Origin of the sequence: Streptomyces sp. SDT5-1 (genome assembly GCF_052245995.1) — a bacterium.
Classification (GTDB): Bacteria; Actinomycetota; Actinomycetes; order Streptomycetales; family Streptomycetaceae; genus Streptomyces.
Genome location: NZ_CM125963.1, coordinates 994,742 through 1,013,927 on the forward strand (window position 1 = coordinate 994,742; position 19,186 = coordinate 1,013,927).

Genomic DNA, 19,186 nt, shown 5'->3' on the forward strand with positions numbered 1-19,186 from the left:
CTGTCCCGAGGAGATCGATCATGAGAAGCGAACCACCGGGTCTGCGCCGCTCCCTCGGCGTCGTCGACGGCATCGCCATCGCCGCGTCCAGCACCGCCGCGACCACCAGCATCGGCATCGGAATGGGTTCGCTCGCCGCGACCGTCGGGCTCCAGGCGCCGGCGATCCTGCTCGTGGCGTTCGTGCCGATCCTGGGCATCGCGACGGCCTACGCCAGGCTCAACCGCCAGGAGCCCAACATGGGCAACGGCTATGTGTGGGTGGGTCGTTCGCTCGGCCCCTGGCTCGGCTTCCTCACCGGCTGGGTCACGCTCGTCGGCACGCTGGTGTTCATGGCGTACACGAGCGCGGTGACCGGCTCGGTCTTCCTCCAGTTCGCGAACAAGGCGGGCCTGCACTCCTTGCTCGGGCTCGGCCTCGACCCGAACTCGACGGCGCTGTCGACCATCGTCGGCCTGCTCGTCCTCACCGCCGTCACCGTCACCGCGGTCACGGGCGTCCGCAAGGCGACCCGGCTCCAGGCGTGGCTGCTCGTCTTCGAGTACGCGGTGCTGCTCGGGTTCTGCGGCTGGTCACTGGTCACCGGGGCGCACGCCTTCCAGTGGTCGTGGCTCAACCCCTTCGACATCCACGACGGCACGGCGTTCGCGCAGGGACTCGTCCTGGCGGTGTTCTTCTTCTGGGGCTGGGACGCCGCGTTCACCGTCACGGAGGAGACGAAGGACATCGGGGACGCGGGCCGCGGCGGCTTCATCGCCCTGTTCGCGATGCTGGCCCTCTTCCTCTACGGTTCGGTGGCCTTCCAGCGCGAGATGTCGCTGCCCGAACTGGTCGAGCAGGGCCCGCAGGCCCTCACGTACCTCGGCGCGAAGCTCGCGGACGAGCCGGTGGCCAGTCTGCCGCTGCTCGCGCTGCTGTTCTCGGCGGTGGCGTCCCTGCAGGCCAGTGTGATCCCGACGGCGCGCGGGCTGCTCGCGATGGGCCGGGACCGCACGATGGGCCGGGTGTGGACGCGGGTCAGCCCGCGCTACGGCTCGCCCGCCGCGGGCACCGTCGTCGTGATGTCGATCGCCGCCGCCGTCGCGCTGCTCGCCCTGGCGATACCGAAGCTGAACGAGATGATCCTCGCGGCGGTGAACTCCATCGGCCTCACTGTCGCCCTCTACTACGGCCTCACGGCCCTGGCCTGCGCGGTCCGCTTCCGCCCTCTGCTGCGGGCGGCGCCGCGCGAGGCGGTCCGCGCGGTCCTCGTGCCCGGACTCAGCGGCCTCGCGCTTCTCGGCATCGGCGCGTATCTGGCGTACTCGTACGCGACGATGAGCGACCGCTTCGCGCTGTCGCCGGACAACGGCTGGTTCATGCTCGCCGTGCCCGCGGCGATCGTCGTGACCGGCCTGGTGATGGCCGGGGTCGCCAAGTACGGGCGCCGCTCGCCCTACTTCAGGACCGGCCGCGGCACGGACGCCGACGCGGTCGAACTGGCCGGGCCCACCGCCGACTGAGCGCTTCCTTCCCAAACCCCGTACCCGCACAAGGAGTTGACACCATGTCCGCACCCGCCGACCTCGTCCTCACCGGCGGCCCCGTCCACACCGGCTCCCCCGCCCGCACCCGCGCCACATCGGTCGCGGTGCGCGGCGAGCGGATCGTCGCCGTCGGCCACGACGAGGTGCGCGAGCTGATCGGGCCGCGCACCGACGTGGTGGACCTGGCGGGCAAGCTGCTCGTCCCCGGCTTCCAGGACGCGCACGCGCACCCGGTCGGCGCGGGCATGGAGATGGGCCAGTGCGATCTGAGCGGGGCGACGACGCTCGCCGCGTACCGGGAGCTGATCGCCGGGTACGCGGCCGCGCACCCGGAGGCCGAGTGGATCACCGGGGGCGGCTGGGCGATGGAGGCGTTCCCCGGCGGTCTGCCGACGGCGGCCGAGCTCGACGCGCTGGTGCCGGACCGGCCGGTGTATCTCGTCAACCGCGACCACCACGGCGCGTGGGTCAACTCCCGCGCGCTGGCCGCCGCCGGTATCGACGCCCCGACGCCCGACCCGTCCGACGGCCGCATCGAGCGTGCCGCCGACGGAACGCCGACCGGCATGCTCCAGGAGGGCGCCGCGAATCTCGTGGGACGGCTGCTGCCGCCGGTCACCCGCGAGGAGCGGATCGCGGGACTGCTCCGCGCCCAGGAGCATCTGCACTCTCTCGGCGTCACGGCCTGGCAGGACGCCATCCTCGGCGACCACGCCAATCTCACCGACCCCACGGACGCGTATCTGGCGTGCGCCGACGACGGCCGGCTCACCGCGCGGGTCGTGGGCGCGCTGTGGTGGGACCGTGCGCGCGGCACCGAACAGATCGAGGAACTCCTCGCGCGCAGAGAGGCCGGCACCCGGGGGCGGCTGCGCTCGACGACCGTGAAGATCATGCAGGACGGGGTCGCGGAGAACGGCACGGCGGCGCTGCTCGGCCCCTACCTCGACGGCTGCGGCTGCCGCTCGGACAACAGCGGGATCAGCTTCGTACCGCCCGAGGCGTTGAAGAAGTACGTCACCGAGCTGGACGGCCACGGCTTCCAGGTGCACTTCCACGCGCTCGGCGACCGGGCGGTGCGGGAGGCACTCGATGCCGTGGAAGCGGCACGGAGGGCCAATGGCTGGTCCGACACGCGCCCGCACTTGGCGCATCTGCAGGTGGTGCACCCCGACGACATCGGCCGGTTCAGGGAGCTGGGGGCGACGGCGAACATGCAGCCGCTGTGGGCCGCGCACGAGCCGCAGATGGACGAGCTGACGATCCCGTTCCTGGGGGCGGAGCGGGCCTCCTGGCAATATCCGTTCGGGGCGCTGCTGAGGGCCGGGGCGACGCTCGCGGCGGGCAGCGACTGGCCGGTGAGCAGCCCCGATCCGCTGCACGGCATCCATGTGGCGGTGAATCGGGTCCTCGCGGACGCGCCCGCCGGGACACCGGTGTTCCTGCCGGAGCAGCGGATCGGCCTGGCCGACGCGCTCGCGGCGTACACCTCCGGGAGCGCGTACGTGAACCATCTCGACGGCGGGACCGGGGTGATCGCGGCGGGGTACCTGGCCGACCTGGCGGTCCTGGACCGGGACCCGTTCGCCGGGCCGCCGACGGAGATCGGCTCGACGCGGGTCGAGCAGACCTTCGTCGGCGGCCTGCGGGTCTTCTCACGCTGACCCGCGAGGGCCCTCGGGTCAGTCCACGCTGGGCAGAATGTGCGGTTCGGCCAGATCGTCCTCGTAGCCCGCGAGGCGGATCGGCGCCGACCGGGCCCACACGTCGAGGCTGCCGAGCTTCTGCGGCCTGCGCCGGCCGGCCCGCTCCGCCCGTTCCTTGGGGCTCTGTTCGTGGTTCGTCTTCTCTGGTGTCACCGCGCACTCCTTGTGTGTCGGGTAACCCGCGTCGGCAGGCCGGACCGGCGTCGCGCGGGTCCAGCGCCCGATCGGGCTTGTGTAGAGGGCCAGTTCGGGCGCGGTGGCGCCGGTTTGTCGCTGGTGGGGCCGGCCGTGGTTCTCGGTCATTCCCGGGACGGCCACCATGGGTCAAGGTGTCGGGCCCACTTGCGGTGACCGTCCGGCTACAGACTAACCAAATGAGCGGGGGTCCGCTCGATGGGGCTGAAATCTCTGGGTCTTTCGGGGGTTGCCCGCTGTTCATTCAGCCATGAACCCCCGTACCGACGCGAAGGGTTTTCCCTCGTACGGGGGCACTTCAGGACATCACGGCGTGTCGCGGCCCGGCGCCGACGCGCACCAGTGCGTCGGCCGGGACCACGGGGACGGCTGGGGCGGGGGCGGCCGGCGCCGGAGTTTGGCGCCAACTCGCCCCTGCCCTCGGAACTAACCGCTGTCCGGCGCCGACTCCCGCGCGGGGCGCCCGCGCAGGGCCCGTACGACGAAGAACGCCCCGACGAGCGCGCAGGCCACGACGACCACGAGCAGGTCGGGGACCCGGTCGCCGATGCCGCGCGCCCACTGCTCGGCCGCGAACGAGTTGTCGACGTCGAGGAGTCCGGGCAGCGCCGTCGTCCCGTCGAACACGAGGAACAGCGTCCCGAGCGCCAGGAAGAACAGGCCGGAGGCGAGCGACGTGGAGTGCGTCTCGAAACGGCCGATGCGCACCGGGCGGCCGCGCAGCCAGCGCCGCTTGCCGAGGTCGAACCGTTCCCACAGCAGGGCGAGCAGGAACAGCGGCACGGCCATGCCCAGGGCGTACACGGCGAGCAGCGCCCCTCCGTACACCGGGTGGCCGCCGAGCGCGGCGACCGTGAGGACGCTGCCGAGGATCGGTCCCGCGCAGAATCCGGCGAGTCCGTAGACGGCGCCGAGCGCGTACACGGACACGGCGTTGGTGGGGCGGATGCGGCCGGAGAGTTCCGACATGCGCCGGGAGGCGAAGCCGCGGCCCGCGATCTGGAGCACGCCGAGCGCGATGATCAGCCAGCCGCCGACGGAGACGAGCAGATCACGGTGCCCGTAGAAGAAGCGTCCCGCGTACGAGCCCGCGGCGCCGAGCGGGACGAGGGTGGTGGCGAGCCCGAGGTAGAAGACGCCGGTGCGGGCGACGAGCCTGGTCGGGCTGTCGATGGAGTACGCGAAGAACGCGGGCAGCAGCAGTGCGCTGCACGGGCTGAGCAGGGCGAGCAGCCCGCCGAGGAACGCCGCGAAGTAGCCGATGTCGCTCACTTGCCGCCGCCGGACTTCGCGGTGGACTGCGCCTTCGCCGCCTCGATGGCCTGCTCGAACGCGGCGGTGGGCTGGGCGCCCGCGATGGGCTGCCCGTTGAGGAGGAAGGACGGCGTGGAGGTGGCGCCGAGCGCGTACGCCTCGTCGCTGTCGTTCTTCACGGCGGCGCGGGCGGCCTTGCTGTCGTGGTCGGAGCGGAACCGGTCGAGGTCCTTCACCCCGGCCTCGCGGGCGAGCGCGTCGAGACGGTCCGCGCCGAAGCCCTTGTCCTTGGCGCCCTCGGCGTAGGCCGCCTTGTGGAACTGCCAGAAGCGGCCCTGCTGCCCCGCCGCCCAGGCGGCGCGCGCGGCGGCGTTCGAGTCGGCGCCGAAGATCGGGAAGTTGCGCCACTCGATGCGCAGCGTGCCGTCGTCGACGTACTTCTTCACGAGGGCGGGTTCGGTGTCGCGGGCGAACTTTCCGCAGTAGCCGCACTTGAAGTCGGCGTACTCGATGAGCACCACGGGCGCGTCGGCGCGGCCCTGCGCGAGCGGGTCCTTCGCGTCGCGCCGGGCGAGCTTCTGGAGCTTGTCGGTGAGCGCGTCGGCGTTCTCGGCGGTGTCCGTCTGCTGCTGGTCGGCGACATCCGTACGGTCCTCGGGCCGGGTCGCGGTGTACGAGACGGTGCCGAGGAGGGTCGCGGCCACGGCGACGGCCGCCGCGATCGCGGCGGAGCGGCGCTGCTTGGCGCGGGTGGTGGTGTTCTTGGGCATGACGAAGTCGTCCTTGCGTGCGTGGGTGTGCGTGATGACGGGTGGAACGGGGCGTCATCTACACGCGCAGGACGGACAGTTCGACGTGGCCGGGCGGATCGTGCGGCGGCGGGGGTCCGCGGCCCTGCGGGGTGGGCGGGACGATGCCGGTGAGCGGGGCGGTCGCGCCGAGCCCGTGCTCGTACGCGAGCGGGGCGAGGAGTTCGTGGGCGGTCGTGCCGCGCGTGGGCACGCCCTGGCGACTGTCGGGCGCGTGCCGTCCCTCCCGGTCGCAGTCGGGGGTGCCCGGCGACGACAGGTGAGGGGCCGACACGAGGGCCGGGGCCCGGTCGGCGGGCGCGGTCGCGGCGTCGCTGCCCCAGGCCGCGCCGACCACGGTGACCAGCAGGGTCACCAGGAGGGCGGGGACGGTGAGGCGGCGCATGCGGGCAATTCTGCACCATAGGGGGAAAGGGTCAGCGTTCACGTCCTGTTGTCCGGTGGGTCGGCTCGGCCTCAGTTCGCCATGGTCTGCTTCCGGGCAGGCTGCGGAAGAGCTTCGGGAGGAGTCGTCCATGGATCGCGTCGAACTGCGCACCGTCGAGGAACTGATGGCCGCCCTGCACGCCTGCCGGGGCGCGTGGGACACCCCGGACCGCAGCGGTGATCCCGTGGACCTGCACGACCACGCGCTGCAGACGGCCGCGCTGCTGCGCCGCTCCCGGCCCAGCGACAAGGAGTTGCAGGTCGCGGGGCTCGTGCACGACATCGGGCATCTGCTGTGCCCGGGGGACGACGCGGGGCACGCGGACCGGGCGGCGGACGCGGTGCGCGGGCTGCTCGGCGCGCGGGTGGCAGGCCTCGTACGGATGCACGTTCCGGCGAAGCGATATCTGGCGGCGGTCGAGCCGGGGCGTGGCCTGTCCGCGCAGAGCGCGCTGACACTCGGCGTGCAGGGCGGGCCGATGACGCCGCGCGAGGTCGCGGCGTTCGAGGCCGACCCGCTCGCGGAGGACGCGGTGACCCTGCGACAGGCGGACGACGCGGGCAAGGTCGTGGGCCTGGACGCGGGGATCCTCGAGGACTGGCGGCCGGTCCTGGAACTCGTGGCGGCGGCGCGGACCTCGTACGTGCGTTAGGGCCCGCCTCCACAAACGACCCACGAACCGTGCACGGCTGACACATCGTCATGCGCCGGTCGGCCGTGAGACCGTACGCGCATGACCTCGCGTCCCACCGACCCGCGTGTGCTCGACGGCAGGGCGGCCGTCGTGACCGGTGCCTCGCGCGGCATCGGTCGCGCGGTCGCGGAGGAACTGGCCAACTGCGGCGCCCTGTTGTGCGTGACGGCGCGGGACCCGCACGGCGTGCGGGAGACCGTCGCGGCGCTGCGGGCGCGGGGCGCCGAAGCGGTGGGTGTGCCGGGGTCCGTGGCGGATCCGGCGCATCTGTGGGAGGTCACCGAGCGGGCGATGACGGAGTTCGGCCGGGTCGACGTCGTCGTGAACAACGCCGCGACCAACCAGCCGTACGGGCCGCTCATGGACGCCGACCCCGACGCGTGGCGCGCCGCCTTCACGGTCAACGTGGAGGCGCCGCTGCGCCTGGTGCAGTGCGCGTGGCGGGCGTGGATGAGCGAGCACGGCGGCGCCGTCGTCAACGTCTGCACGGAGGGCGCGGGACATGTCGGGCCGAACGTCGGCGCGTACGGCACCAGCAAGGCGGCGCTGCTGCATCTGACGGCCCAACTGGCGGGCGAGCTGGGCCCGTTGGTGCGGGTGAACTCGGTGTCGCCCGGCCTCGTGCGCACCGAGATGGCCCGCTTCGTGTGGGAGCGGGCCGAGGAGTCGGTGGCGGCGGGCCTTCCGGCGGGGCGGATCGGGGAGCCGGAGGACGTGGCGCGGGCGGTGCGCTGGCTGGTGTCGGACGAGGCGTCCTGGATCACCGGCGCCGAGCTGCTCGTGGACGGCGGTACGCGGGTGCGCGCGGCCTCAGCGGGCGGCGCCGCGAACGACGCCGTCCACCAGCGGCTGCGTCACCACTTCCCGGGCGCGTAGTCCTTGAGGAAGACGCCGTACACGTCCTCGCCGGCCTCGCCGCGCACGACGGGGTCGTAGACGCGGGCGGCGCCGTCGATCAGGTCGAGCGGGGCGTGGAAGCCCTCCTCGGCGAGGCGCAGCTTGTCGTAGTGCGGGCGCTCGTCGGTGATCCAGCCGGTGTCGACGGACGTCATGAGGATGCCGTCGGCCTGGAACATCTCCTGGGCGCTGGTGCGGGTCACCATGTTCATCGCTGCCTTGGCGGCGTTCGTGTTCGGGTGGCCCGCGCCCTTGTAGCCGCGGCCGAAGACGCCCTCCATCGCCGAGACGTTCACGACGTACGCGCGTCCGCTCTCGGCCTTCTTGGCGGCGTCGGCCATGGCCGGGCGCAGGGCGCTGATGAGGATGAACGGCGACGTGTAGTTGCACAGCTGGGTCTCGAGCAGCTCGACCGGGGAGATCTGGTCGATGGTCTGCACCCACGTGTTGGACTCGACGACGTCGGGGACGAGGCCGCCCGCGTCGATGGCGGTCCCGGCGAGGTGCCGCTCGATGCTCGCGTTGCCCGCGACGAGCGCGAGGTCGGCGACCTTCTGCGCGTCGAGGCCGCTGGTGCCGAGGGGAAGCGCCTGGATGCCGTCGACGGCGCCCGAGTTGAACGCACCAATGACGGTGTGCGGCGGCAGCTCGCCCGCGGGCAGCGGCGCGCTCTCGCCGTCGACGAGGGCGGCGTACGCGGAGGGCAGCCGGCGCACGGTCTGCGTGGCGTTGTTGATGAGGATGTCGAGCGGTCCGGCGGCGGCGACCTGCTCGGCCAGGGACACGGCCTGCGCCGGGTCGCGCAGGTCGATGCCGACGACCTCCAGGCGGTGGATCCAGTCCGCGGAGTCCTCCATCGCCTTGAAGCGGCGGATGGCGTCCTTCGGGAAGCGGGTCGTGATCGTGGTGTGCGCGCCGTCGCGAAGGAGGCGCAGCGCGATGTACATGCCGATCTTGGCGCGGCCGCCGGTGAGCAGGGCGCGCTTGCCGGACAGGTCGGCGCGGGCGTCGCGCTTGTTCCGGTTGAGGCGGGCGCAGTCGGGACAGAGCTGGTGGTAGAAGTAGTCGACTTCCACGTACCGGGTCTTGCAGGTGTAGCAGGAGCGGGGGCGCTGGAGTATCCCCGCGATCTTGCCTTCCTCGGTCCGCGAGGACGGCAGGATGCCCTCGGTCTCGTCGTCGATGCGCTGCGCGGAGCCGGTCGCGGTGGCCTCGGTGACCGCCTTGTCGTGGGCGGTCTTCGCGGCGCGGCGCTCCTGGCGGCGGCGCTGCTTCACGGTCCGGTAGATGCCGGCGGTGGCGCGGCGGACGGTGATCGCGTCGGGGTGATCGACATCGATCGTGTCGAGTTCCGCCAGGACGCTGAGGCAGACGGCCAGCCGCTCGGGGTCGATGCCGGGGCCGAACTCGGCCTCCGGGTCCGTGGAGGCGACCTCCGGCTCCACGGAGGCCTGAGGGGCCTGGTTGTCGTCTGTCACCGTCATCGCCGCTGCCGTTCCTAGGGTCTCGCGCGTCGCGCGCGGACCGCGCTCGCTGCCAAAGCACTCGAAGGCGGAATTTTACGGAGCGGCGGCGCCTGTCTCCAAACCCGTGGCGGCCCCGGCCCCTGTTCAGTGGCCGGTCTCACGCGCCCAGGCCGCCGCCGGAAGTCCGCGGGACCGGCGGACCGCCCTGTCGACACGGCTCCCGCGGGGATCAAGGATGGAGCCGCCCGCGAGACCTGACTGAAGGGACATCCAGTGGAGCGCATAGGCATCATCGGCGTCGGCGAGCTCGGCCGGGCCCTCGTGACCGGATTGAGCGAGGGTGTCGAGGATCCGCCGGACGTCTTCCTCTCCCCGCGCGGCGCACAGGCGGCGGCCGAGCTCTCCCGGCTCTTTGCGAACGTACGGGTCTGCGCCGACAACCAGGAAGTGCTCGACCGCTGCTCGACGGTGATCCTCACGGTCCGTCCTCAGGACCGCGTGGAGGCGCTCTCCGGGCTGCGGGCGGGCCGGGACAAGGTCGTGGTCAGCGCCATGGCGGGCGTCGGCATCGACGAGGTGCGCGGGCTGCTCGGCGGCGCAGCCCCCGTGGTGCGCGCGATCCCGATGCCCGCCGTGCGCGAGCGCGGCGCCGTCACCGTGACGTGCCCCGCGCACCCCGCCGTCGACGGCCTCTTCGACCGCCTCGGCGGGGCGCTGCCGGTCGCCGACGAGCCCACGCTCGACGTCTTCCAGACGCTGACGTCCACCCTGACCACCCACTACTGGTACCTGGCGACGCTCACCGAGTGGGCCGCCCGGCAGGGTGTCGCCCCCGCGGACGCCGACCGGTACGTCCGCGGTCTCTTCCACAACGTCGGGCGTTCGCTGGGCGACAACACGCGCTCCGTCCAGCAGCTCGCGGGCGACCACGAGACCCCGAAGGGCACCAACGAACGGGTCCGCACCACCTGGTTCACCCCGGCCAACGCCGAGGCGCTGACCCGAACCCTGGACGAGCTCCGCACGGACCTGGGCAGGCCGGGCGTGGACCCTGCCTAGAACCCGCCGTCACCACCGTGCCCGAAGGCACGCCTAGAGCGTGCAGGCCTCGAGCAGCTCCGTCAGCTCCTCGGTCACCGCGCCGGCCAGGGTCTCCAGGTCCGGCACCGCTTTCGCGTCAGCGACGATCCCGTAGTGGACCCTCCCCCGGTACGTCGACACCGCGACGGCGAGCGACTGGCCCTGGGCGAGCGGGGCCAGCGGGAAGACCTCGGTGAGCGGGCAGCCGCCGAGCCGCAGGCCGAGGCTGGGGAGCGGCACGCTGGTGACGAGCAGGTCGAACAGGAGTCGTGCGTTGCGGCCGACGAGTCCGCCGCCGAGCCGCAGGCCGAGCGGCGGCACATGGTCGGCGAGCAGGGCGACGGCGCCCGCGCCGCGCGAGGGGCCCGCGTCCTTGTGCCGGTCCATGGCGGACCGCACGGTGCGCAGCCTCGCCAGCGGGTCGCCCTCGGCGACGGGCAGGCGCACCAGGTAGCCGGAGAGCCTGTTGCCCTGCGGGTGGGCGGTGCGGGGCCTGCGCCGGGAGACCGGGACGAGGGCGCGGGGTTCGACGCCCTCGCTGCCGTCGCCACGCTCGTCGAGCCAGCGGCGCACGGCCCCGGCGACGATCGCGATCAGTACGTCGTTGACGGTGCCGCCCGCCGTCTTGCGGATGCGGTGCACGTCGTCGAGGTCGAGCACGACGCCGGCGGTGCGCCGGGTGCCGCTGGCCGCGGAGCCGAGGGCGGGCGAGGTGCGCACGCCCCAGGTGGCGCGGGCGACGGCGGCGCCGATGGCCACGGCCTGGCGTGCGCTGCCGGTGAGGTCGCGGACGTGGTCGGGGTAGCGGCGCGGGTCGAGGTCGCCGAGGGTGATCTCGCGCAGGCCGGGGACGGGGAGGCGCAGTCCGCGGCGGGTGGCGGTGGCGTCCTTGGCGGGGCGGCCCGCGGGCAGGTCCATGGGGTCCATGACGGCGGCGGCGAGGGTCAGGGCGCGCAGTCCGTCGGCGAGGGCGTGGTGGAACTTGAAGAGGACCGCGAAGGACGCGCCGTCGGCCGCGGGCAGCACGTGGGCCTCCCAGGGCGGCCGGCCGCGGTCGAGCGGGCGTTCCATGAGCGCGCCCGCGGCGGCGTGGAAGTCCGCCACGGGTTCCGTGAGCCGCACATGGTCGAGCGGGTCGAAGTCCGCGGCGGGGACGCGGGCGGCGCCGCCGATGGGCACGAGCACGCCGGCGATCCGCATGCGCAGGCCCGGCACGCCCGCCGCGCGGGCGGCGAGCAGTTCGACGGCGTGCCGGGCGGCGCCGGGGTCCTCGGCCTCGAAGACGCCCAGGGCCCCCAGGTGCATGGGGTGTTCCGGGGTCTCGATGTTCCAGAAGGCAAGGTCGAGTGGAGCGAGCAGATCCGAACTCTGAGAGGTCATGGAAGGCTCTCGCGTCGACAACGGGAATGGGCAGTCAACCCCCGGCAGTCGATTACGGTCAAGTACGATCATGCCACGCTGCGTTAACAACTGATGAAGACCCGCCCCTCTGGGAGAGGCGGGTCTCATGTGACACAGAAGCCGACTCGTGTGGCGTGTCGACTACGTCACTTCAGGGCCGGCGGCGCCGCGTCGGGCCCGGTCCCCCACGCCGACGGCTGCTCGCCGAGGGTGAAGGACAGGTCCCGCGTGCCCCGCAGGTCGTCGGTGGTCAGATACGTCCGCTCGTACGCGGCGCCGTCCGTCCGCGCCGACTGGATGTACCGCTTCGCCTCCGACGTGCCGGGCGCCTTCACGGTCAGCGCGCCCTTCGGGTAGTAGCGCCGGTCGAGCCGGATGTCGACCCGCTCGAAGACGGGCGTCGACAGGCTCCACGTGTCCGTGCCGGGCTGCACCGGGAAGATCCCGATCGACGACAGGACGTTCCAGGCGGACATGGTGCCCAGGTCGTCGTTGCCGGTCATGCCGGTCGGCGTATCGGTGAACAGGGTCAGCGCGGCGTGCACCACGTCGGTGGTCTTCCACGGCTGGCCGGTGGACAGATACGTGTACGGCGCGATCAGGTCGGGCTCGTTCTGCGGGTTGTACTTGTCCGCGTTGTAGTAGTCGTACGGGCCGTTGACCCACACCTCACGGGCGGTCTTCGCGGGGTCCTTGACCAGCTGGTCGTAGGCGAAGAACGAGTCGAGCCGCTTGTTCGCCGCGTCCTTTCCGCCGATCAGGCCGACCGTGCCGGGCAGGTCCTGCGGCACGAGCCACTGGTACTGCCAGGACGTGCCCTCGTGGAAGCCCTCGCTCTGCGCCGGGTCGGCCGGGCCGGTGAAGGCGCCCGACGCGTCGCGCGCCCGGAAGAATCCGGTCGAGTCGTCGAAGATCTTCCGGTAGTTCTGCGCCCGCTCGGCGTACCGCTTCGCGTCGTCCTTGTGCCCGAGTTCCTTCGCCATCTGGCCGAGCATGGCGTCGGACAGCGCGTACTCGAGGGTGGCCGAGGCGCCGTGGTCGTAGTCGGAGTCGCCGGGCTTCACGTGCTGGCGGCCCTTGATGTACGGCGCGAACCCTTCGGCCAGGTACTCCTTGTTGGCCTCGCGGCCCACGGGGGCGGAGTCGGCGGGCGGCACGCCGTCGGCGTTCTTCTTCAGGGCCCGGTACGCCTCCTCCTCGTGCCCCTTGAGCAGGCCCTGCTGATAGGCGTTGGTGAGGAACGGGGTGACCGGGTCGCCGGTCATGATGTTCGTCTCGACCGTGCCGTAGCCCCACTTGGGCAGCCAACCGCTGTCCTTGTCGATCCGGATCACCGACAAAGCCATGTCCCGAGACTCGCGCGGAGCGAGCAGCGAGAGCAGCTGCGCCTGGGTGCGGTACGTGTCCCAGAGCGACCAGTTCTGGTAGTACGTGAACCCGTCGGCGCGGTGGATCTTCTGGTCCCAGCCGGTGTAGCGGCCGTCGACGTCGCTGCCGATGTTCGGCGCGAGGAACGAGCGGTACAGCGAGGAGTAGAAGGTCCGGCGCAGGGTCTCACTGCCGCCCTGCGCCTTCACGTCGTCGAGGCGGTCCTCCCACGCGGACTGCGCCGCGCCCCGCACGGAGTCGAAGGAACGCCCGCCCTCCTTGGCGAGGTTGAGCGCGGCGCCGTGCGCGTCGACGTAGGAGATCGCGGTGGTCGCCTCGACGGTGCGGTCCTTGCCGGTGTCGAAGCGGACGTACGCGCCGTTGCGCTCGGCGTCCGCGGCCGAGGCCTTCGACCCCGCGGTGACGGTGTCGCCCTTCCAGGTGCCCGACGAGGTGAACGGGCGGTCGAACCTGGTGATCGTGTAGAGCGTGTACTGCTTGGTGTCCTGACAGAAGCCGCTGCCGGTGATGGCCGTGCGCACGGTCCGGTTGTCGAGGATCTCGACCTTGGTGTGCACGGTCTTGTGCAGCGACTGGCCCGCGTTGATCATCACGTTGGCCTTGTCGGTGGCCGGGAACGTGTACTTCTGCACCCCGGTCCGCTTGGTGGCGCTCAACTCGGCGCCGACGCCCGACTTCAGACCGACCTTGTAGTAGCCGGGCGACGCCTTCTCGTCGTCGTGGCTGAACTCGGCCGCGTACTTCGCGTAGTCCGTGCTGCCGATGTCACCGACGGTCGGCAGCACCGGCAGATCGCCGCCCAACCCGCAGCCCACGCCGGACAGATGAACGGTGGAGAAGCCGCGGATGTGGTTCTCCGAGTAGTCGTAACCGGTGTTGTGCCCGGTGTCGGGCGAGAACTGCACCATCCCGAACGGCACGGCGGCCCCCGGGTAGGTGTTGCCCTCGTTCTCGGTGCCGATGAACGGGTTGACCAGATCGGTCAGTCGGCCGCCCGCGGACGGGGCGGAGGCCGCGGCGGGCGCCGCGAGCCCGGCGCCGAGCAGCGCGACCGCCCCGGCGAGCACCCCCAATGTGCGGCGGACGGGTCTTCTGCGCCTTCTCATCATGCACTCCTCGACAACGTTGTCAGCATGGCTGGTCATTCTTCGCGCGCCCCGACGGCCCGTCAAGACTCAAGGCGCCACAGGTGATCGTCCGTCCCGTTGTCGGCGAACTGGACGACCTGCGCGCTGTCGGCCGTGGACATGCCGTCGACGCCGAGAACCTTGCCGCTGTGCCTGTTGCGCAGCAGGAACCAGCCGTCGCCCTGGTCTTCCCGCTCCCACAGCAGATCCTCCCGGCCGCTGCCGTCGTCCTCGTACTGCACGACCTGGGCGCTGTCGGCCGTGGAACTCCCCTTCACCGCCAGGTACTTGCCGCTCTGCCCGTTGCGGATGCGCAGCCCGTCGCCGCCGGCCGGGAGGAGCTGCCACGCGTGGTCCCCAGTGCCCGAGTTGCGGAACTGCACGACCCGCGCGTCGTTGTCGGTCGACATGCCGTCCACGGCGAGGACCTTGCCGCTGTGCCGGTTCAGCACACGGTGGTGGCGTGGTTCCGGTACCCACGGCCTGCCGTTCGGGGCCGCCGTCGGGAACGCGGTGATGCGCAGCCGGGCAGCCCCCATCGGCACCAGGGTCACGTCCTCCACCGCGGCGCGGCTGCGCGCGGGGCTCGGCTGCAGGGGTGCGACGACGCCTTCCTCATCAGCGATCCACTCGGGGATGAGGCGGCCCCGCGCCGTGAGCGTGACCGGCGCGGCCTCGAGGGTGAAGGGATTGTCCGCGAGCGGCCCCTTCCCGCGGTGTGCGGTGATCGCACCGTCGGGTACCAGGCCGTAGTTCCACGGGGAGGTGGCGTGCACCTCGTACTCGGGGAACGTGTCGTCGCCGCCCGTGCGCACATACCGCTCGCCGATCCTCAGCGAGTACGTGAGCGGGCCGCGGTCGACGCTGACGCTGTCGTGGTTGCCGCTCCAGGTGCGCAGCGACGTCCTGCACGGCAGGCGCAGGCGCACCTCGTCGCCGTCCCGCCAGGTGCGCCGGACCTCCGCGAACGAGGGCCCCTTCGCGACCTTCACCGCACGTCCGTTGACGGTCAGGCGGGGCGCTTCGCACCACCGTGGAACACGCAACCGCAACGGGAACTCCACCGCCCGCTCCAGGCCGATCCGCAGGGTGACCGTCTCGTCGAACGGGTAGTCCGTCTCCTCCCGCACCGTGGCCTCGACCCCGTCGCCCACCTCTGCGCGTACCTCGCACGGCGCGTACATCGCGGCCACGAGCCCGCCGCCGGGAGACGCGAGCCACAGCTCCTCGGTGAAGTAGGGCCAGCCCATGCCGTAGTTGTGCGGACAGCACCGGTACTGGTCGACTCCGGGCTGATAGGACTGCATGGCGAAACCGTTCTGGAACTGCCCGTTGGTCTTGCGGGTGTTGTCGAGGTCGACGCCGTTGGCGCTGGTGATGTAGTGGACGCCCTTGCCGTTCGGGTCCAGGGCGGCCGGGAGCATGTTGAAGGCCAGATCCTCGCAGCGGTCCGCCCACACGGGGTCGCCGGTGATCCGGGTGAGCAGCTCGTGGCTGGCCATGAACTCGACGATGCCGCAGGTCTCGAAGCCCTGGCGGGGGTCGCCGAAGCCGGGCCTGACGTTCTCGTCGCCCGCCATGCCGCCGCCGGGGAACTGGCCGTACTCCGCCAGTACACGGTCGTAGGTGCGGTAGGTGGCGCGGCGCAGTTCCTCCTGCCCCTCGGTGGCCCACTGGGCGTACTGGGCGGGTTCACGGAAGCCCTGGGCGATGTTGACATTGTGCGGGGTGGGGAGCTCGCCCGTCCAGTCGGCGCCGTAGCGGTGCATCTTGTCGACGAGGTCCGCGAGGAAGGCGTCACCGGTGCGCTCGTACAGCCAGCGTGCGGTGTCGATGCCGTCGCCCCAGCGCACGGACACCCAGCTGCTGTCGAACACGCCCTTCCCCTGGTCCTCCATGTACCTCAGGAACCGGGTCAGGAACGGCACGATGCGCTCGTCGTGCGTGTACTCCTCCCATGTGCGCAGCGCCATGAGCAACGGCAGGAACGGCCAGAAGTCCGGGCCGCCGTTCAGAGATGTCCGCAGTGAACGCGGGCCGAAGAATCCGTCGTCCTGCTGCGTGGCGAGGATCGGCTCGATCCAGCGTCGGCACGTGGCGAGCGCGTCGGCGTCGTGTGTGGCGATCGCTAGGGGCACGAACCCCCGCAGCCAGTATGGGACTTCCTCCCAGCCGCCGAGCTCCGGGTGGATCCAGCCGCACGTGTCCATGTCGAGGAAGTGCGACTTCTCCTCGTACCGTCCACACAGTCCGGCCAGTTCCAGCCGCAGTTGGCCGGCGAGCCACCCGTGTGCGGTGACGCTGCCGACCGGCAGACGCGTGAACGCGTCGGCGGACGGTCCCGACGCCTCCGCGCGCGCCGCCGTCGTCGCACCGCCCCACGCGGTGGCCGCGCAGGCCACCGTCGCGGCCTGCAGCACGCCGCGTCGAGTCACAGTCATCAGCTGCCTCCTACGGGGAAGGGGCGGGCCCGTGGGTACGGGCCCGCCCCGGGGACGTACGGGATCAGGAGCAGTTCGCCACGGTGTCCTGCGAGGCGTCGCGGATGAGCGCCTGCTGGGCGTCGTGCACCCGCTTCACGTCCGGCTTGACGACACGGCGGTCGTAGGTGAGCAGGCCGTTCAGCTCGCCCTCGACGTCGGAGATCTGGGTGTAGACCGCGCCGTTGCCGCCCTTGCAGGCCAGCTTGTGCACCTCGTCGAGCTTCTTGAGGTAGTCGTCCGTGTACGTCGCCGGGTCCACGTCGACGTAGGACTGCTGGACCGACCAGGCGTGGCCCGGCACCGCGAGGCCGAGGCCGCCGTACTCGCCCGCGACCAGGGCGCGTTCGCCGTCGGGCTGCGGCGGCAGGGCGGGGCTCGGGTAGCCGTGCTCGTCCATGATGTCGCCGGCGCCGCCGTCGCGGCCGAGGTTGAGGCCGGACTGGCCGTTGATCAGCCGGGTCGGGTCCCAGGACTTGGCCTGCTCGGCGATGCGGCCCTCGTCGTACTGGCCCCACCCCTCGTTGAAGGTGACCCACATGACGACCGACGGGTGGTTGACGTGCTGGTCGATCATCGTCTTCATCTCGCGCTCGTACTCGGCGCGCGCCTCGGTGGACGGGTTCTTCCCGGCCTCCATCGCCGGCATGTCCTGCCACACCATCAGGCCGAGCTTGTCGGCCCAGTAGAACCAGCGGTCGGGCTCGACCTTGATGTGCTTGCGGACCGAGTTGAAGCCCATCTTCTTGTGCATCTTCAGGTCGTACGCGAGGGCCTCGTCGCTGGGCGCGGTGTGCAGTCCGTCCGGCCAGAAGCCCTGGTCGAGGGTGGCCATCAGGAACGTCGGCTTGCCGTTGAGCAGGGTGCGTGGGGTGCCGTTCACCTTCTCGACGGAGATCGAGCGCATTCCGAAGTAGCTGCCGACCTTGTCGCTTCCGACGCTCACCTTGAGGTCGTAGAGGAACGGGTCCTCGGGCGACCACAGGTGCGGCTCGGCGATCTTCAGGGTGAGCGGGGCGCCGGAGGTACCGGTGGCGGTGGCGACCTTCTTGCCGTCCGCGTACGCCGTCGCGGTGACGGGCAGGCCGTCGCGAACTCCCTTGGTGGAGACGGCCACTTCACCGGTCTTCACGTCCGGCGTCACCTTCAGGTCGCTCACGTGGTCGGTGGCGACGGGCTCCATCCACACGGTCTGCCAGATGCCGGAGGACGGGGTGTACCAGATGCCGCTGGGGTCGAGGCGCTGCTTGCCCATCGGCGGGTTCTCGCCGTTCGCCGCGTTCGTCGGGTCGTAGACACCCACGATCAGTTCCTGGGTACGGCCGGGCTTGAGCGCGTCGGTGATGTCGGCGCTGAACTTGTCGTAGCCGCCCTTGTGGTCGGCGACCTTCGTGCCGTTGACGTAGACCTCGGACTTCCAGTCGACGGCGCCGAAGTTGAGCTGGAGGCGCTGCTTGTCGCCGACCTTCCAGTCCGCCGGCACGGTGAAGGTGCGGCGGTACCACATGCGGTCCTCGTGGCGCTCGATGCCGGAGAGCTGGGACTCGACCGGGTAGGGCACGAGGATCTTCTCGTCGAGCTTCTTGCCGACCGGCGGCTGCTCGCCCTCCTTGGCTCCGGCGAACTGCCAGCTGCCGTTGAGGTTCTGCCACGCGGAGCGGGTGAGCTGGGGGCGCGGGTACTCGCGGTGCGCGTTCGCCGGGGTGACGTCGTCGCCCCACTTGGTGGTCAGCTCGTACGTCGAGTGGTTGGGGCCGCTCGACCAGAAGGAACCGACCGCCGTGCCGTCGCTGCCGGCCAGACCGCCCTTGCCGTCGTACGTGACGTCGGCCTGCCCGGAGGCGTCGCCGTCCTTGTTGCCGACGACCGGCTCGTCGAGGCCCACCAGGAGGGCGCGCGGGTCGTCGGGGTCGGCCTTCGCCGAGCCGAGCGGCCACTTGGCGCCGCCGATGACGGCCTTGAGGTGGTCGTTCAGATCGCCGGGCACGGCGCCCAGCTTCTGCGCGAAGTCCAGCTTCAGGGTGCGACCGTCACCGAGCACGGTGGTGCCGATGGCACCGTCGTACTTCCAGTCGTCGGGGAGGCGGAACGCGGAGGACGGGATGGCCTCCTTCTGCTCGCCGGGCTCGGTCCAGCGCAGATGGAGGTTGGAGCCGCCGTAGTGCTCGAAGTACTCGACCTTGATGTCGACGGCCTTGCCGGCGGTCAGATCGACGGGCTGGGAGGTCTGCTCCTTGTCCCAGTCGTCGACCCAGTGGTCGATGACCAGCTTGTTGTCGACCCAGAGCCGGAATCCGTTGTCACCGATGATTGACAACGTTGTCGGCCCGGACTTCTCCGGAACCAGCTTCCCGGTCCAGCGCACGCTCGCGTCGTCGGAGCGGCCGGTCGCGGACGACAGTCGGGACTCCAGGCTGTCGAAGTCGATCTGCGGGTCGAAGCCGGTGGCCTTGAGCTCGTCGAAGTCGAAGGCGCCCGCGGCGGACTGGGTGTAGTACTCGCCCTTCAGGCCGTGCGGCACGACGGTGTCGTCGTCCGCGGCGGCGGCAGCGCCGGACGGCACGGTGCCGAGCGCGCCGAGGCCGAGGGCCGCGGTGAGCAACAGGGACAGGCGTCTGAGGCTTCGGGGCTTTCTGGTGGGTTTGGTGCGCACGGATCCTCCTGTGCTGGGACGCGTCGAGGAAGAGTGGCGGCTCGCCGCTCGGGTCTGTGCAACTGCGGTGGACTACGTTGGA

Annotated in this window: 14 protein-coding genes; 5 read left to right on the forward strand and 9 right to left on the reverse strand. The window is 71.5% G+C overall.

Annotated features, from left to right (window positions below; all coding sequences use genetic code 11):
• Positions 1–20: 20 nt before the first annotated feature.
• Positions 21–1,502, forward strand: a complete 1,482-nt coding sequence (locus tag ACTWJ8_RS04725; RefSeq protein ID WP_443263025.1) for an APC family permease — start codon at positions 21–23, stop codon at positions 1,500–1,502.
• A 44-nt stretch (positions 1,503–1,546) separates the two neighbouring features.
• Positions 1,547–3,190 carry an amidohydrolase gene (locus tag ACTWJ8_RS04730; protein ID WP_443263027.1) on the forward strand — a complete coding sequence of 548 codons (1,644 nt, stop codon included), beginning with the start codon at positions 1,547–1,549 and terminating at the stop codon, positions 3,188–3,190.
• Positions 3,191–3,208: 18 nt separating this feature from the next.
• On the opposite strand, the gene ACTWJ8_RS04735 is transcribed toward ACTWJ8_RS04730, so the two are convergent.
• The 4 genes from ACTWJ8_RS04735 to ACTWJ8_RS04750 form a co-directional block, all read right to left on the reverse strand.
• A complete protein-coding gene (locus ACTWJ8_RS04735) occupies positions 3,209–3,385 on the reverse strand; it encodes a hypothetical protein (RefSeq protein WP_356380671.1) in 177 nt (58 codons plus the stop codon).
• Positions 3,386–3,853: 468 nt separating this feature from the next.
• A complete protein-coding gene (locus ACTWJ8_RS04740; protein ID WP_443263029.1) occupies positions 3,854–4,699 on the reverse strand; it encodes a cytochrome c biogenesis CcdA family protein in 846 nt (281 codons plus the stop codon).
• Positions 4,696–5,451 carry a DsbA family protein gene (locus ACTWJ8_RS04745; protein ID WP_443263031.1) on the reverse strand — a complete coding sequence of 252 codons (756 nt, stop codon included), beginning with the start codon at positions 5,449–5,451 and terminating at the stop codon, positions 4,696–4,698. Before ACTWJ8_RS04745 ends, ACTWJ8_RS04740 begins: the two co-directional genes overlap by 4 nt.
• Before the next feature lie 58 nt (positions 5,452–5,509).
• Complete coding sequence (locus ACTWJ8_RS04750) at positions 5,510–5,875, reverse strand: hypothetical protein (RefSeq protein ID WP_443263033.1); 366 nt, start codon at positions 5,873–5,875, stop codon at positions 5,510–5,512.
• 130 nt (positions 5,876–6,005) lie between these two features.
• Between ACTWJ8_RS04750 and ACTWJ8_RS04755 the strand changes: the two genes are divergently transcribed.
• A complete protein-coding gene (locus tag ACTWJ8_RS04755; protein WP_443263035.1) occupies positions 6,006–6,569 on the forward strand; it encodes an HD domain-containing protein in 564 nt (187 codons plus the stop codon).
• 81 nt (positions 6,570–6,650) lie between these two features.
• Entirely contained in the window at positions 6,651–7,487 is an 837-nt protein-coding gene (locus ACTWJ8_RS04760) for an SDR family oxidoreductase (protein WP_356380685.1), read from the forward strand.
• Here ACTWJ8_RS04760 and ACTWJ8_RS04765 read toward each other — a convergent pair.
• Positions 7,466–8,992, reverse strand: coding sequence for an SDR family NAD(P)-dependent oxidoreductase (locus ACTWJ8_RS04765; protein WP_443263036.1), 1,527 nt, complete (start codon positions 8,990–8,992; stop codon positions 7,466–7,468). The genes ACTWJ8_RS04760 and ACTWJ8_RS04765 overlap by 22 nt on opposite strands.
• Before the next feature lie 255 nt (positions 8,993–9,247).
• On the opposite strand from ACTWJ8_RS04765, the gene ACTWJ8_RS04770 reads away from it, so the two are divergent.
• Positions 9,248–10,033 carry an NAD(P)-binding domain-containing protein gene (locus tag ACTWJ8_RS04770; RefSeq protein WP_443263037.1) on the forward strand — a complete coding sequence of 262 codons (786 nt, stop codon included), beginning with the start codon at positions 9,248–9,250 and terminating at the stop codon, positions 10,031–10,033.
• A 33-nt stretch (positions 10,034–10,066) separates the two neighbouring features.
• On the opposite strand, the gene ACTWJ8_RS04775 is transcribed toward ACTWJ8_RS04770, so the two are convergent.
• The 4 genes from ACTWJ8_RS04775 to ACTWJ8_RS04790 all read right to left on the reverse strand — a co-directional run bounded on the left by ACTWJ8_RS04775 (position 10,067) and on the right by ACTWJ8_RS04790 (position 19,104).
• On the reverse strand, positions 10,067–11,434 hold the full coding sequence (locus ACTWJ8_RS04775; protein WP_443263038.1) for a wax ester/triacylglycerol synthase family O-acyltransferase: 1,368 nt from the start codon (positions 11,432–11,434) through the stop codon (positions 10,067–10,069).
• Between the two features lie 167 nt (positions 11,435–11,601).
• The gene (locus ACTWJ8_RS04780) at positions 11,602–13,950 is read right to left on the reverse strand and encodes a GH92 family glycosyl hydrolase (protein ID WP_443263039.1); all 2,349 of its coding nucleotides are present in this window, start codon (positions 13,948–13,950) and stop codon (positions 11,602–11,604) included.
• A gap of 62 nt (positions 13,951–14,012) precedes the next feature.
• The gene (locus ACTWJ8_RS04785) at positions 14,013–16,412 is read right to left on the reverse strand and encodes a beta-L-arabinofuranosidase domain-containing protein (RefSeq protein WP_443263040.1); all 2,400 of its coding nucleotides are present in this window, start codon (positions 16,410–16,412) and stop codon (positions 14,013–14,015) included.
• Between the two features lie 64 nt (positions 16,413–16,476).
• On the reverse strand, positions 16,477–19,104 hold the full coding sequence (locus ACTWJ8_RS04790; protein ID WP_443263041.1) for a PA14 domain-containing protein: 2,628 nt from the start codon (positions 19,102–19,104) through the stop codon (positions 16,477–16,479).
• Positions 19,105–19,186 lie beyond the last annotated feature (82 nt).